The following is a 13,383-nucleotide window of genomic DNA, read 5'->3' on the forward strand; positions in this document are numbered from 1 at the left end:
CTACCGAAACAAACCTGCTCATGAAACACAAAGGGCAGATCGGGCAGCGAAGTGAATTCGCGGATCAGCATTCGGTACTCGGCATCCGGGTCCAGATCAGCGAACTGTTCTGGCCAGAAGATTTTCGCCAGCCATTGTGCCCCCACTATGTTGAAAACGCTGTTGTAAAACTGGTGATTGAGGCCTTGCACGCAGGCTTTTGCTGAACGCGCAGTGGCGGCAAACCCGGGGCGGGCCATCAAGCGCTGCATTTCGCTGTTGATCTGCTCGGCATTGGCGCCGTAGCCGAAAGGGATCGCGGTGACGCCGTTGCGCAGGCGCTGAGTACCCGTCATCAAGTAAACGTCGGGTTTGCTCAGGATCAGGGTTTCCAGCGCCACATCGGCTGACTCGCTGCGCAGGTAGCGGGAGCCAAGGTTGATCGCACCGAGGTTCTCGACCAGCAACCCCCAACCGGCGCGAGCCTGGGTGTGGCAGCAGCCCCCAGCCCCGGCTTGGCCCGCTCGGGCTTCGACAAAGACCTTGGGGGCTGGCAGGCCAGCGCTCTTCTCTCGCAGTTCTGCAAGTTGGCGACCATAGACCTGTAAATACGCTTTGGCGTTGTCTTCCTCGCCCAATACCCGCCCCAGCAATTCCAGACTACGGGGCACGTTCACTAATGGGTCCAGCTCGTTGTCGACGTAGATCAGCGGAATGTCCAATCGCTCAAGTACGCTGTTGAGTACCGTGTTTTCGATGGCTGCCCGACCACTGAGCCTGGCAATGATCAGGTCGGGGTGGGTGCGCAACAGGCTTTCGATGTCCAGCTGGCCCGTGTCGGGGAAATCCAGATCCTTGATCTGTGCAGCGTGCGGCCAGCGTTGACTGACCACATTCCACAGCCCCGGGTCGGAACTAGCGAGATTGTTATCCCAGGCAATCACCCGGGCCAGCGGGTTGTCCCGTTCCAGGAGGGCCAGCGACAAAAGGGTATTGCTGTCCTGCAACACGATACGTTGCGGAGCGTGGGCCAAAGTGACGGTGCGCCCGGCAAGATCAATGACGGTGAGAGGGTAGTTGGCGGCTTGAGCTGCGGAGCAGAGTAAAAACAGCAGGCCCAATGTCCTCAATGCCACGTCCCTTAAAAAGTCGCACGAAGTCACTGACACCCCCCCAATACCCTGTGGGAGCAGGGCTTGCCCGCGATAAGGCTGCACGCTATATACCTGATAGTTGCGGTGCACTTATCGCGGGCAAGCCCAGCTCCCACAGGTTTCGCGTAATCCGGCTTAAGGGCCTTGAGAAATAGAAGCAGTTGTTGGAGCGAGGCTTGCCCGCGAAGAACGATAACGCGGTATGCCTGTTTAACCGCGCCGCCTGATTCGCTGGCAAGCCTCGCTCCAACGGTCCGCAGTGAAACCTCTGAAAAGTTCATGCCACAGAACCATCCACGTGAATCTGCACCCGGCCCTTACTGCATCGCTCGACCCTGGCCTGGACCCGATAGACCTGCTCCAGCATGGTCGGAGTCAGGGTGTGTTCGGGCGTGCCAGCAACATTCAGGCGGCCACGTTCGAGCACCATGATTTGATCGGCCCAGCGCGCCGCCAGCCCTAGATCATGGAGGACCACCACGACGATTCGGCCCTGATCGGCCAGTTGGCGGACCATGCTCATGACGTCGTTTTGATAGCGCAAGTCCAGCGCACTGGTGGGTTCGTCGAGCAGCAACAAACGTGGCTGGCGAATCACCGCTTGAGCGAGGCTGACCATTTGCCGTTGTCCGCCGGACAGGCTGTCCAGTGGTTGCAGCGCCAGATGCAGGATGCCCAGCTGTTCCAGAACGGCGCAGGCCTTGTTTTGCTGCTCCTTTGCGTTGCCGACCATGGCCAGCGAATCACCGCCGCGCAAGGCCCCGAGCAATGTCTCCAATACGCTCAAAGCAATGCCGTCGGGCAAGGTCTGGGGCATGAAGCCCAAAACGGCGGCACGTTCGCGACGCTTGCAGCGCAGCAGATCGAGCTCACCCAGGCGAATATCACCCGTCGCCGACAAAAGGCCGGCAAGACTGCGCAACAGGGTCGACTTGCCTGCACCATTGGGGCCGACCAGTGCGACGACTTGACCCGGTGCAATGTCCGGCAGGTCAATGCCGTGCAACACCGTGCTGCGTTTATAGGCAACGGTCAGATTGCGTACCTGCAACTGGCTCATGTCCGGCCTCGCTTGAGAATCAGGCTCATGAACAACGGGACACCGACCACGGCGGTCACAATGCCGATAGGCAGCACCACGCCCGGAATCAGCTGTTTGCTGACAATGGCCGACAGCGACATGATCAGCGCGCCCATCAACGCGCTGACCGGCAGGAAGAAGCGGTGATCTTCGCCGATCAGCATGCGGGCAATGTGCGGTCCGACCAGCCCGATAAAGCCGATGGTACCGACGAAGGCCACTGCGGTAGCCGCCAGCAGACTGATACGCAGCAATGCTCCCAACCGCAGACGAGCGACATCGATGCCCAGCGTTGCGGCACGCTCATCACCCAGACGCAACGTGGTCATCTGCCAGGACGCGCGCAAGCTGAACGGCAACACCAGAAAAAACACCACGGCCAGCGTCTGCACCGCCGGCCAACTGGCGCGACTCAGGCTTCCCATGCTCCAGAACACCAGTTGTTGCAGAGCATCCGCCGAGGCCAGGTATTGCAGCAGCGCAACCATGGCGTTGAAGCTGAACACCAAAGCAATGCCAAACAGCACCAGTGACTGCACGCCGCCGGTAAGGCTGGCGACGGCCTGTAACAACAACACCGACGCAAAAGCGAAGATGAACGCATTGGCGGTAATCAGCCAACTGCCAGGCACGCCGGGTATGCCCAGGTCCAGCACAATGGCCAGCGCCGCGCCGAAGGAGGCTGCCGATGACACGCCCAGGGTAAACGGACTGGCCAGCGGGTTATTGAGGATGGTCTGCATCTCGGCCCCGGCCAGCGACAGCGCCGCACCCACCAGCACGGCCATCAGCGCAAATGGCAAGCGCAGTTCGCGGACGATCACCTGAGTATCGGGGTCAACGCTGGCTGGATCGAATATCGCCAGCAAAACCTCGATGGCGGCGAACCGGGTAGTGCCCAACGTGATGTCGGCCACCAGACACGCCAGCAATGTCAGCACCAGAACGCCACAGATCCACAGGCGTTTACGCAGGATTTTGCTGTAGGCGATCCGCAGTGTTTCGGCATTCAGGGCGGGTTGCGAACGGCTCAAAACTTCGCACTCACGCTGGCGATGAACGAGGCGGGCGCGCCTGCGTAGTTGCCGTCAGTACCGGCCGCGGTTTCGATGTACTTGCGGTCCGTCAGGTTGCGGCCTTTGAGGGACACACGGATGTTCTCGTCGATGTCGTAAAACACGCTGGCGTCTATCCGGGCGTAGCCGCCCACATCGTAGCTGTTATTGATATCGCCCTGACGCTCGCCCACGGCAATGACGCCAGCACCGAAGCCCAGACCTTTCATGGGGCCATCTTGTAGCTGGTAGCTGGACCAGATCGAACCGCTGAGGATCGGCACGCCGTCCAGGCGGTTGCCGGTTTCGATTGTCGTGTCCTTGGTGACTTTTGCGTCCAGGGCGCTGACGTTACCGATGATTTCCCAGCCATCCAGTGGTGTGCCGCTGACATCCAGTTCAACGCCGCGCACCCGTTGTTCGCCGGTCTGTACCGAGTAGTTGTCGTCTGTGGGATCGGTTGCTGCCACGTTTTGCCGGGTAATTTCAAATACCGACAATGTGGCGCTAAGGCGGTCAGGGATCAGGTCAAACTTGGCGCCGACCTCATATTGCTCACCTTCCTCCGGGTCCAAAGTACTGCCGTTGCGCTGGGTATCACTCTGCGGAGTGAAGGAAGTGCTGTAGCTGGCGTAGAGTGCCAGCCAGTCAGTGGGCTGATACACCAGGCCCAGGCGAGGTGAAACCTTGGACGGGTCCAGGTTGGTTTTAGTGACTTCGTAGTCCGCATCAGTGGTCGTATTGCGCTGCCGCGTATCGTCGTAACGCGCACCCACGATCAGCTTCCACTGTTCACTCAGATCGATCTGATCCTGCAAATAGAAGCTGTAGGCTTCCAGTTGGTAATCGGTTTCCTCGTTGAATGAGAACGCGCCGGGCTGGGCGCCGTAGACCGGATTGAAAATGTCGATCGAACCCAATGTTGCTCGATCCGTAGCCACGTTGCGCTTGCCGTCGATGTACTCGAAACCTGCCAGGGCTGTGTGCTTCAGGCCGCCGGTGGCGAAGCGGGCAAGGGCTTCGAACTGCATGTCCAGTGTCTTGATGCGCTCGTCGCCATCGGTTGCACGACGAGCAAGGGTGCGGTTGTCGTCCTCCAGGCCGCGCAAATCCACTACATAACGATTCTTGTGGGACTGATCCCAGCGGGTCATCTGGCGCAGGGTCAGCCAGTCATTGACATCGTGCTCGGCGCGATACCAGACCGACACTTTGTCAGCCTTGTCCCGTGACCAGGGCTCGTGCAGATAGCGATCGGCGTTCATGTTGATCTTGCCGTTGACCGGGATCAGCCCGCGGTCGAAAGGGCTGGTCTGGTTAATGTACTCCAGGCCCGCATCCACACGCGTCACGTCGCTGGGTTCCCAGCGCAGGGTCGGCGCGACATAGGTGCGCTTGCTGTCGCGGAACGTATCGCGAAACCCGCGCTCCGTCTGAGTCGCGACCGTCATGCGTCCGGCGAGGGTTTTGGCTTCGTCCAGTGGGCCGCTGGCGTTGGCCTCAAGGCGATAGAAGTCATAGGAGCCCACCTGCGCCTTGACCTCGGCCTCCGGAGTGAAGCTTGGCTGGCGGGTCACCAGATTGATCAGGCCTCCCGGATTGCCACGGCCGTAGAGCACCGACGCCGGGCCTTTGAGCACTTCGACACGCTCGACATTGGCCAGATCACGCAGCGCTTCCGGGCGCGACACCAAGGGGTTGATCAGCATGCCGTCCACCGCATAGGTGGTGGCTTTGAAGCCGCGAATAATGAAGCTCTCGGAAGAGCCGCCATGGCTGTTGCCACGTTGCACGCTGCTGACATTGGTCAGGGCATCGCCAAGGTTATTGACCTGCTGGTCTTCAATTACTTGACGCGAGACCACCTGGATGGATTGCGGAATGTCGCGCAGGGCCGTGTCAGTCTTGGTCCCTGTGGCGCTACGGGTTGCGCGATAACCCTGTACCGGGCCGTCTGCGTGTTCGACAAAACTTGTGGAGGTAATCGTCGAAGGCGCGAGGTTGATTGAGCCGCTGGCAGGCTGCGCGAACAACAACAGCGTACGGTCGTCAGTCAGCGACCAGCCTAGACCTGAGTCTCTGAGCAGCTGCGTCAGCGCTTCGCGTTCGCTGAGTTCGCCACTGACTGCCGGTGCGGTTTTGCCGTTTGCCAGTGCCGCGTCGAAACTCAGCTGTAATTTATTCTGTCGAGCGAATTGTGCCAACGCCGAAGCCAGCGGCTGCGCGCTCATGCTGTAGCGGTTGGTTCGCGGACTTTCAGACGCTTCGACGGCCCAACCGTTGCCCATTGGCAGGATGATGAGCAGGGCAAGAGACGGCAATGCAGGTAAGCGCGACATCATTACAATCCTTCATACGTCTTGATTACGTTTGCGAAAAATTCTCAAACTGATGATCAAAGACGTAGCCCTTCGGGATTTTTTTCAGGGTCGTGCGAAAAAATAAAAAAAAACTGAGCGTGCACGTTTATTAACAGATATTTGAGCTGTAGGAGTGCACGAGCACCGCGAGGCCAGGGAAAACACCATAGTCACTTGCATCTGCACGATTAACGCGCAACCTTAGCCGCTACTGTTTGTGATCTCCAAACAATACCAATGATCGCGGGGCATGAATGGACCGTTTTGATGCAATGCTGGCATTTGCCCGGGTCGTGGAAGCGGGGAGCTTTACCAGGGCAGCTGACACGCTGCACATGAGCAAAACCACTGTGACCCAACTGGTGCAGCAGCTGGAAGCCAAACTGCGGGTCAAACTCCTCAATCGCACCACGCGCAAGGTCAATGTGACTGCCGACGGCGCGGTGTACTACGAACGTGTGGTACGGCTGCTGGCGGACCTGGATGACGCAGAAACAAGCCTTTCCAGCGCGGCGTCATTGCCCCGGGGGCGGTTGCGAGTGGATGTGCCCAGCCCGTTGGCCAGAATGATTCTGATGCCGGCACTGCCGGACTTTCATGCTCGATACCCGGATATACAAATCGATATGGGCGTCAGCGATCGCAAGGTTGATTTGATTGGCGAGAACGTCGATTGCGTTGTACGCGGTGGCGAACTCACCGATCAGTCACTCATGGCGCGCCGTGTAGGTGACTTGCAGCTTGGGGTGTACGCCGCGCCAGCTTATCTGCAGCGTCTCGGCACTCCAGCTCACCCTCGCGAGCTTGAAGAGTCTGAGCACCGGATCGTCGGTTTCCTGTGGGCGCGCACCGGTAAAGCCTTGCCGTATGCCATGCAGAACGGCGCCGAACGTCTGACCATCAATGGTCGCTACGTGTTGGCGGTGGACGATGGCAACGCGTATCTTGCGGCTGGTCTGGCAGGGATGGGCGTGCTTTGGCTGCCGGACTATATGGCAAAAGAGCACGTAACAAGCGCAGAGTTGATCCGATTGTTCGAGGGCTGGCGCATGGAACCCATGCCGCTGTATGTGGCGTTTCCGCCAAACCGGCACATCAGCATCAAGGTCCGGGTATTCATTGACTGGGTTGCAGAGCTGATGGCTCAACACGGTCCGGTCGCCGACCGATACGCCATTGATGAGACGGAGAACCGGGCGACATGACTGAGCGACGTCAATTCAGCGGTGGCATGAAGGGCAAGAATCTTCGCTATCTTGGAGATGACTCGACGGCTTCAACCCGTCAGGCAAAAGCCGGATTTTTGCTGCTCGAACATTTCTCGCTTCCCGCATTCACCCAGGCGCTGGACACTATCATCACTGCAAACCTGCTGCGCCCCGGCTTGTTTGCGACCTGCACCTTCGGGCTGCAGGAGGGAGAAGTGATCAGCGACCTGGGGCTGGTCATTCGCCCTGATTTCCGCCTGACATCGGACGGGATAAAAGGTCTGGATTTGCTGGTTATCTGCGGCGGTTACCGGACCGAACTCAAGCATTATCCTGAGCTGACAGCGTTACTGAACTCGGCGGCAGAGCAGGGTACGGCGCTTGCGGGCTTGTGGAATGGTGCGTGGTTTCTGGGTATCGCCGGTTTACTCGACAGTTGTCGTTGCGCGATTCATCCGGAACATCGTCCCGCCCTGGCTGAAGTCTGCAAAATCACTCATGTCACCAGTGAGCCGTTCGTGGTGGACCGGGACCGCCTGACTGCCGCCAGCCCATCGGGCGCCTTTCACATGGCGCTGGAGTGGATCAAGACGCTGCATGACAAAGCGCTGGTCGAAGGCATCGAGGACATTCTTTCTTTTGAAGAGTCCCGTTACCGGCGCATCAAGACGTCTGCGCATCTGTCGGTCAGTGCGCCGTTGCGTGAGGTGGTGAAGCTGATGGATGCAAACCTGGAGGAACCACTGGAAATGGAACAACTGGTGAAGTACTCCGGTCGCTCTCGTCGCCAGGTCGAGCGTTTGTTCCGGGAACAACTGGGTACTACGCCGCAGCGCTATTACCTGGAATTGCGCATCACTGAAGCCCGACGTCTGCTACAGCACACAGAGATGTCCCAGGTGGAAGTGCTGGTCGCCTGCGGATTCGTGTCGCCCAGTCATTTCAGCAAGTGCTACAGCGCATTCTTCGGTTACCGGCCATCCAAAGAGAAGCGACTGGTTCGCTAGTGCTGATATCACTCAATCTGAAAATCAACCCTTGCTGTGCTCTGAGGAAGTTGGGGGAATAGCCACACCGCGAGGCCCGGTAATGCCCCAGATGACAAGTCCGACAAATGGAAGCACTACAATCAGGATTGCCCAGCCCAGTTTAGTGCCCGAACGTTTGGTACTGCGATACACGCTAACGATCGCCCATAGATCCAGCAGCACGATGATTAGCACCGCACCGATTACAAATAATGAAACTTCCATTGGTTGCTTCCTTGTTATCGGTGCAGAACAGTTATGCTGATAAAGCACGACTGTTCTGCTGGCCCGGATTTGAGTTACTGAGCGGCGTTACCACCGTGAGCTTTTGCCAAGGTTTTGGCATGTTCCAGATGCTTCTTCAGATCCGGAAGCATTTTGCTCGCAAACGCCTTCAGATCAGCGTCTTTACCCTCATTCACTTCTTTCTCGAATAACGCAATGGTTTGCTCGTGTGCCATCACTTGGTTGTTGGCGTAGGCCTGATCAAATGATTTGGCACCGCGCAGATCAAGAATCATGGCCTTTGCCTTGTCCATCAGCATAGCCTCATCGGACACCTCGAGTTTCTTGCTCGCAGCGATTTTGGCGAGCTCCTCGTTGGCCTTGGTGTGGTCCTTGATCATCATGTCGGCAAAGCTTTTTACATCGGCAGATGTGCCTTTCTCTTGCGCGAGTTTGCCCGCCTGGATTTCCGCGACACCTTTGGCCGAGGCGTCTTCTACGAAATCGTCGTTATCCTGGGCGGCAAAGGCATTCAGACTTGTTGCAGCGATCACGAAAGTCAGTGCTGTGTTTCGAACTAAACGAGACATTTAATATTCCTTTTGCATGATGATTAATTGTTTTTTTCAGCTCTCGTAGTTGTGATTCAGAGTGGGAGTTAAAGGTTCAGCTTAAATGACGGCAGGGTAAATCAACTCGATGGGTGAGTTTGTTTGTTCGTGCGAGGCATTCATTTGAACGGATAGAGGGCAAAGAATGATTACGATCCTTGGGAAAATCATGCCGGGTTTGTAAATAAAAAACCCTCGCGGCGTTCACGTCGCACGCCAAACGTATGGATCAAGCAAGAATGACTCAGCCCGGGCGGCTTTCCGAAGGCGGGGCGGCTTCGTACTTGCCCCAGATACGCCGTAAATGTCGCGCCGAGCCAAACCCGGCGCGCTCGGCTATCGCTTCCATATCCAGTGTCGATTCGGCCAGCAGTTCACGGGCGACGCTGACACGCAGTCGGTGCAGATAATCAAGCGGGCTGATACCTGCGTGTTCATGAAATAACCGCGCCAGATGTCGGCTGCTGGTACACGCAAGGCTCGCCATGCGGGTGACACTCCAGTCGTCACACGGCGCTGCGGTGATTGCGTCCTGCACACGATGCAGCGCCGGGTGCAAATGATTACGTCCGGCAATCCAGGGCGATAATTGCGGGTCCGCGCCGCCCCGACGCATGTACACCACCATATCCCGCGCTACTGAGCAGGCCAGCTGTGGTCCAGCCATCTCGGCGACCAGATGCAACATCAGGTCGATACCGGCGGTGACGCCAGCGCTGCAACTGATCGGACCGTCGGTGACATAAAGCCGGTTCTCAAGCACGCGCGCCTTGGGGGTCATGGCCTGCAACGTTGCGCACAGTGAGTGATGAGTCGTGCATTGCCGACCCTCTAGAAGACCCGCTTTAGCGGCGGTCAACGCCCCTGCGCAGATGCAGACCAGCCGGTTCCCCGACGGTGCAAATACCCGCTGCAACCAGTCGGTAACCACCAGACTGGCCTGCTCGAACTGAAGCTGCCGGGCGGTTGTTGTCGCGGAGGTTGAGCCCACCAGTACCACCAATGTCCCAGGCACGAGGGAATCAGGCAGTGGTGCCAAACCGGCGAGTGGCAAGCCAATTGAAGACTGCAGCGACGCAACCGGGCTGACGTATTGCAGATCAACATTCAGCGCCGACTCGCCTTCACTTTGCGCGGCAAGTCGCAACACTTCCGCCGGGCCTGCCAGATCAAGCATCAGCACATTGGGCAACAGCACAAACAGCACCGGAGTGGTCATCGTTTCAACCTGCGAGCACCTGATCGACCGTCACGATTCGGGCAAAGCGATCTTCCAGCACCAACTCGGTACGCTCGCGGATATCTGCGGGGCTGTAAGTGCGGCCACTGCGTGCGTGAGTCATGGGAAAGGTCAACGTCGCCTCGCTGACGAAGTCCACGGCAAAGCCACTGTCCGAGGCTTGCCGTGTAGTGGTTTCACAACACTGCTCAGTGCGGATGCCGCTAATGATCAGTGAATTGATATTTCTTTCGGTCAGCCACGCGGCTAGCGGCGTACCAGCGAACGCGCTGTGAAAACGCTTTTGAATCACCACATCCGGGTTGATGGACAGTTCGTCCAGGGTTTTCACGTGACCTGACGCCAGAGAGAAGTGTCCCTGCGCTTCGACGTGAAAGACTTGTACCACGGGGATGCCTTGCTGGACACATCCTTCAATCAACGCTTGTTGATTTTTCAGGTAAACGGGCAGGTCAGTTTCGGACCAGTAGGCGGAGTGACGAAACGAGTGCTGTACATCAATGACGATCAGGGCTTTTTTGCTCATGGTCTATTCTCTTTGCTCTGTAAGAGTGGTTCAAGCGATGCCATGGTAAGCACAGAGGGGTGTAGGCAATAGACAAGGCGCGGACCAATGCAGGACGGTTTCGGACATCCCGGCTTTTAGTTTGGATGCTCGGCGCGTTTGTTCCGTCGGCAACGCTCCGAACAGTAGCGGACTTCATCCCAGCAGCGTGCCCACTTCTTGCGCCAGGTGAAGGGCAGCCCGCAGACGATGCAGGTTTTTACGGGCAGCTCATTCTTTTTCAATGCAACTCCTGTTCAATAAATGTAACTACCTGATTTGGAATGCTTTTCTTTAGGAGCGCGCTTGCCCGCTATTCGGTGTGTCAGTCGATACATATATATCGGCTGTGCTGACGCTATCGCGGGCAAGCGCGCTCCTACAGGCCCTGTGCTTAACAAACGATGTGCTTTAAATCATCTCCCCGGCATCCAGCCTGGCAAGCAGCATCTCGCCACGCTGCCAGAGGGCTTCCTGTTTCGATTCGGCCATGCGGTCAAGGTTTTTGTAGATCATGCCCATGCGCTGATTGCCGCGCAAAAGGTCGCTGTGACGCATCAGAAAGTGCCAGTAAAGCGCGTTGAAAGGGCAAGCATTATCAGCTGTGCTTTCAGTCACTTTATAAGCGCAGTCACCGCAGTAGTTGGACATGCGTTTGATGTACTGGCCGCTTGCGCAATAGGGTTTGGAACCGAGGTAACCACCATCGGCATGCATGACCATGCCCAGGGTATTGGGCAGCTCGACCCAGTCAAAGGCATCCATATAGATCGCCAGATACCACTCGCATATTTGCGGGGGCGCAATGCCGGCAAGCAGCGCGAAGTTGCCGGTCACCATCAGCCGCTGAATATGATGCGCATAAGCGTATTCCAGGCTTTGACCAATGGCCTGACTCATGCAATTCATCCTGGTCTTACCCGTCCAGTAAAATTCCGGCAGCGGCCTGCTGTTACCGAATGAATTGCCGCTGGCGTAGTCCGGCATCTTCAACCAGTAGACGCCACGCACATATTCACGCCAGCCGATCAATTGGCGAATGAAACCCTCGGCGGCATTCAAGGCAATGCTGCCCGACCAATAGGCCGACTCCACATCGCTGCACAGCTGACGAAGGTCGAGCAGGCCGATATTCAGCGCGGCGCTGATTCGTGCGTGGAAAAGGAAGGGCTCATCGCTGGCCATGGCGTCCTGATAGTCGCCAAAACCGGCCAGCCCGTAATCCAGAAAATACTCCCACAGAGACTGGGCCTCGGCATGTGTCACCGGATAATCAAAGTTCTCCAGAGCACCGTAGTGACTGGAGAACCTTTCCCGAACCAGCGTAATGACGTCCTGCGTGATTGCATCGGTAGAAAAGCGTGCCGGGTAGGGCGCGCGCACGTTCCTGGGCAACGCCTTGCGGTTTTCCGCGTCGAAATTCCAGCCGCCACCGACCGGGGTGCCGTCTCCGTTGATCAACAGTCGGCTTTTGCGGCGCATCTCCCGGTAGAAGAACTCCATCCGAAGCTGTTTTTTGCCTTGGGCCCAGTCAGAGAATTCGCCACGGCTACAGAGAAAACGCGTGTCGCTGTGCCACTGGATCTCTAAGCCACACGCCTTGATCGAGTGTTCGAGACGCCAGTCCCCAGTCTCAGTCAGGTGAATTTCTTTCGGCTGCAGCGATGAGTACCAGCGATGCAACTCGGCCGGCACCGACCCGGTGTTCTCTGAGTCATCAAGCCGGACGTAGTACACACTGATACCACGCGCTTTCAAGGCCTCGGCGAAATGCCGCATGGCACTGAAGATCAGTGTGATCTTCTGTGGGTGATGGGGCACATGGCTCGCTTCCTCCATGACCTCGACCATCAATACGGCATCGCGTTCGGCGTCCAGCTCAGCCAGCGAAGCAAGGTCAAAGGACAATTGGTCGCCCAGCACCAGACACAATCGGCGAACCGCACTCATCAACGCATCTCTCTGTTCAAAACGTCTTTCCTGATGGCTATAAGCCGAAGTGATGCAAAAACCTGTACCAATGTAAATTTTTGTACAAGTATTTCATAGGTATTTGTGAGTATGGCCGTTCAGCGTATTTGGGAAAGGAACTGAAGAAAAACCGAACACCTCAGTTCACAGGCACTCGAAAAATGTAGAGACCGATTCAAACTCATTTAAGGAACAGCCCCATGCGACCGCAAACTTCGTTCATCTTCGATCTGGACGGCACGCTTACAGACAGCGTTTATCAAAACGTTGCAGCCTGGAAAGAAGCCCTGGACTCTGAGGATATTCCCCTCGCGATGTGGCGCATCCACCGCAAGATCGGCATGAGTGGCGGGCTGATGCTCAAGACCTTGTCGAGAGAAACCGGGCTGGATATCAGCGAAGCGCAAGCCAAACGACTCAGCGAAAAGCACGCGCAAGCCTACGAGCGGCTTCAGGGCCAGATCATTGCACTGCCCGGTGCCGTAGAGCTGCTTGATACACTCAGCCAGGACAACCTCAAGTGGTGCATTGCAACCAGCGGCGGGATTGATACGGCGACGATCAATCTGAAAGCACTGAAGCTGGACATCAACAAGATCAACATCATCACCCGCGATGACGTGAAATACGGCAAGCCCGATCCGGACCTGTTCCTGGCCGCAGCGGAAAAACTGGAAGTGCCTATCGAGGAATGCCTGGTGATTGGCGATGCCGTCTGGGACATGCTTGCTGCACGCCGCTGTAAAGCCACCGGTATCGGCTTGCTATCGGGCGGTTATGACATTGCAGAGCTTGAACGGGCAGGGGCCTTGCGTGTGTATGAAGACCCGAAGGACCTGCTTGAACATCTGGACGAGATCGCCTCGCGGCCTTGACAGGCGGGGTCAGGCTGTAGGAGATATCCCGTCGTCCAGAAGCCGCGCTGTC

The 13,383-nt window shown here is 57.3% G+C and carries 13 protein-coding genes; 3 read left to right on the forward strand and 10 right to left on the reverse strand.

Features of this window, described 5'->3' with window-relative positions; translation table 11 throughout:
- The 4 genes from H8S59_RS21840 to H8S59_RS21855 all read right to left on the reverse strand — a co-directional run.
- Positions 1–1,109, reverse strand: a 1,109-nt coding sequence (locus tag H8S59_RS21840; RefSeq protein WP_187522781.1) for an ABC transporter substrate-binding protein, incomplete at its 3' end; no start/stop codon positions are given.
- A gap of 301 nt (positions 1,110–1,410) precedes the next feature.
- Positions 1,411–2,193, reverse strand: a complete 783-nt coding sequence (locus tag H8S59_RS21845; protein ID WP_187522782.1) for an ABC transporter ATP-binding protein — start codon at positions 2,191–2,193, stop codon at positions 1,411–1,413.
- A complete protein-coding gene (locus H8S59_RS21850; RefSeq protein WP_214658417.1) occupies positions 2,190–3,248 on the reverse strand; it encodes a FecCD family ABC transporter permease in 1,059 nt (352 codons plus the stop codon). Before H8S59_RS21850 ends, H8S59_RS21845 begins: the two co-directional genes overlap by 4 nt.
- Entirely contained in the window at positions 3,245–5,608 is a 2,364-nt protein-coding gene (locus H8S59_RS21855) for a TonB-dependent siderophore receptor (RefSeq protein WP_187522783.1), read from the reverse strand. The genes H8S59_RS21850 and H8S59_RS21855 overlap by 4 nt, the downstream gene beginning before the upstream one ends.
- A gap of 275 nt (positions 5,609–5,883) precedes the next feature.
- Here H8S59_RS21855 and H8S59_RS21860 point away from each other — a divergent pair, with 275 nt between their 5' ends.
- Both H8S59_RS21860 and H8S59_RS21865 read left to right on the forward strand, forming a co-directional pair.
- Positions 5,884–6,834 carry a LysR family transcriptional regulator gene (locus H8S59_RS21860; RefSeq protein ID WP_187522784.1) on the forward strand — a complete coding sequence of 317 codons (951 nt, stop codon included), beginning with the start codon at positions 5,884–5,886 and terminating at the stop codon, positions 6,832–6,834.
- Positions 6,831–7,844, forward strand: a complete 1,014-nt coding sequence (locus H8S59_RS21865; RefSeq protein ID WP_187522785.1) for a GlxA family transcriptional regulator — start codon at positions 6,831–6,833, stop codon at positions 7,842–7,844. The genes H8S59_RS21860 and H8S59_RS21865 overlap by 4 nt, the downstream gene beginning before the upstream one ends.
- 24 nt (positions 7,845–7,868) lie before the next feature.
- Here the strand turns inward: H8S59_RS21865 and H8S59_RS21870 are convergent, their stop codons facing one another.
- The 6 genes from H8S59_RS21870 to H8S59_RS21895 form a co-directional block, all read right to left on the reverse strand.
- Positions 7,869–8,090 carry a PLD nuclease N-terminal domain-containing protein gene (locus tag H8S59_RS21870; protein WP_095093731.1) on the reverse strand — a complete coding sequence of 74 codons (222 nt, stop codon included), beginning with the start codon at positions 8,088–8,090 and terminating at the stop codon, positions 7,869–7,871.
- Between the two features lie 74 nt (positions 8,091–8,164).
- The gene (locus tag H8S59_RS21875) at positions 8,165–8,680 is read right to left on the reverse strand and encodes a DUF4142 domain-containing protein (protein WP_187522786.1); all 516 of its coding nucleotides are present in this window, start codon (positions 8,678–8,680) and stop codon (positions 8,165–8,167) included.
- A gap of 265 nt (positions 8,681–8,945) precedes the next feature.
- Positions 8,946–9,920 carry a GlxA family transcriptional regulator gene (locus H8S59_RS21880; RefSeq protein ID WP_187522787.1) on the reverse strand — a complete coding sequence of 325 codons (975 nt, stop codon included), beginning with the start codon at positions 9,918–9,920 and terminating at the stop codon, positions 8,946–8,948.
- Positions 9,921–9,924: 4 nt separating this feature from the next.
- The gene (locus H8S59_RS21885; RefSeq protein WP_187522788.1) at positions 9,925–10,467 is read right to left on the reverse strand and encodes a cysteine hydrolase family protein; all 543 of its coding nucleotides are present in this window, start codon (positions 10,465–10,467) and stop codon (positions 9,925–9,927) included.
- Between the two features lie 116 nt (positions 10,468–10,583).
- On the reverse strand, positions 10,584–10,730 hold the full coding sequence (locus H8S59_RS21890; protein WP_095093727.1) for a DUF2256 domain-containing protein: 147 nt from the start codon (positions 10,728–10,730) through the stop codon (positions 10,584–10,586).
- A gap of 166 nt (positions 10,731–10,896) precedes the next feature.
- Complete coding sequence (locus H8S59_RS21895; protein ID WP_187522789.1) at positions 10,897–12,435, reverse strand: cryptochrome/photolyase family protein; 1,539 nt, start codon at positions 12,433–12,435, stop codon at positions 10,897–10,899.
- A gap of 221 nt (positions 12,436–12,656) precedes the next feature.
- On the opposite strand from H8S59_RS21895, the gene H8S59_RS21900 reads away from it, so the two are divergent.
- Positions 12,657–13,331 carry an HAD family hydrolase gene (locus tag H8S59_RS21900; RefSeq protein WP_187522790.1) on the forward strand — a complete coding sequence of 225 codons (675 nt, stop codon included), beginning with the start codon at positions 12,657–12,659 and terminating at the stop codon, positions 13,329–13,331.
- The last annotated feature ends 52 nt before the right edge of the window (positions 13,332–13,383 follow it).

The organism is Pseudomonas folii, from assembly GCF_014357575.1.
Classification (GTDB): Bacteria; Pseudomonadota; Gammaproteobacteria; order Pseudomonadales; family Pseudomonadaceae; genus Aquipseudomonas; species Aquipseudomonas folii.

Coding starts and splice junctions, on each gene's coding strand:
- H8S59_RS21845 (WP_187522782.1), bottom strand. CDS start 2,193: ATGAGCCAGTTGCAGGTACGCAATCTGACCGTTGCCTATAAACGCAGC.
- H8S59_RS21855 (WP_187522783.1), bottom strand. CDS start 5,608: ATGTCGCGCTTACCTGCATTGCCGTCTCTTGCCCTGCTCATCATCCTG.
- H8S59_RS21860 (WP_187522784.1), top strand. CDS start 5,884: ATGGACCGTTTTGATGCAATGCTGGCATTTGCCCGGGTCGTGGAAGCG.
- H8S59_RS21865 (WP_187522785.1), top strand. CDS start 6,831: ATGACTGAGCGACGTCAATTCAGCGGTGGCATGAAGGGCAAGAATCTT.
- H8S59_RS21870 (WP_095093731.1), bottom strand. CDS start 8,090: ATGGAAGTTTCATTATTTGTAATCGGTGCGGTGCTAATCATCGTGCTG.
- H8S59_RS21875 (WP_187522786.1), bottom strand. CDS start 8,680: ATGTCTCGTTTAGTTCGAAACACAGCACTGACTTTCGTGATCGCTGCA.
- H8S59_RS21880 (WP_187522787.1), bottom strand. CDS start 9,920: ATGACCACTCCGGTGCTGTTTGTGCTGTTGCCCAATGTGCTGATGCTT.
- H8S59_RS21885 (WP_187522788.1), bottom strand. CDS start 10,467: ATGAGCAAAAAAGCCCTGATCGTCATTGATGTACAGCACTCGTTTCGT.
- H8S59_RS21895 (WP_187522789.1), bottom strand. CDS start 12,435: ATGAGTGCGGTTCGCCGATTGTGTCTGGTGCTGGGCGACCAATTGTCC.
- H8S59_RS21900 (WP_187522790.1), top strand. CDS start 12,657: ATGCGACCGCAAACTTCGTTCATCTTCGATCTGGACGGCACGCTTACA.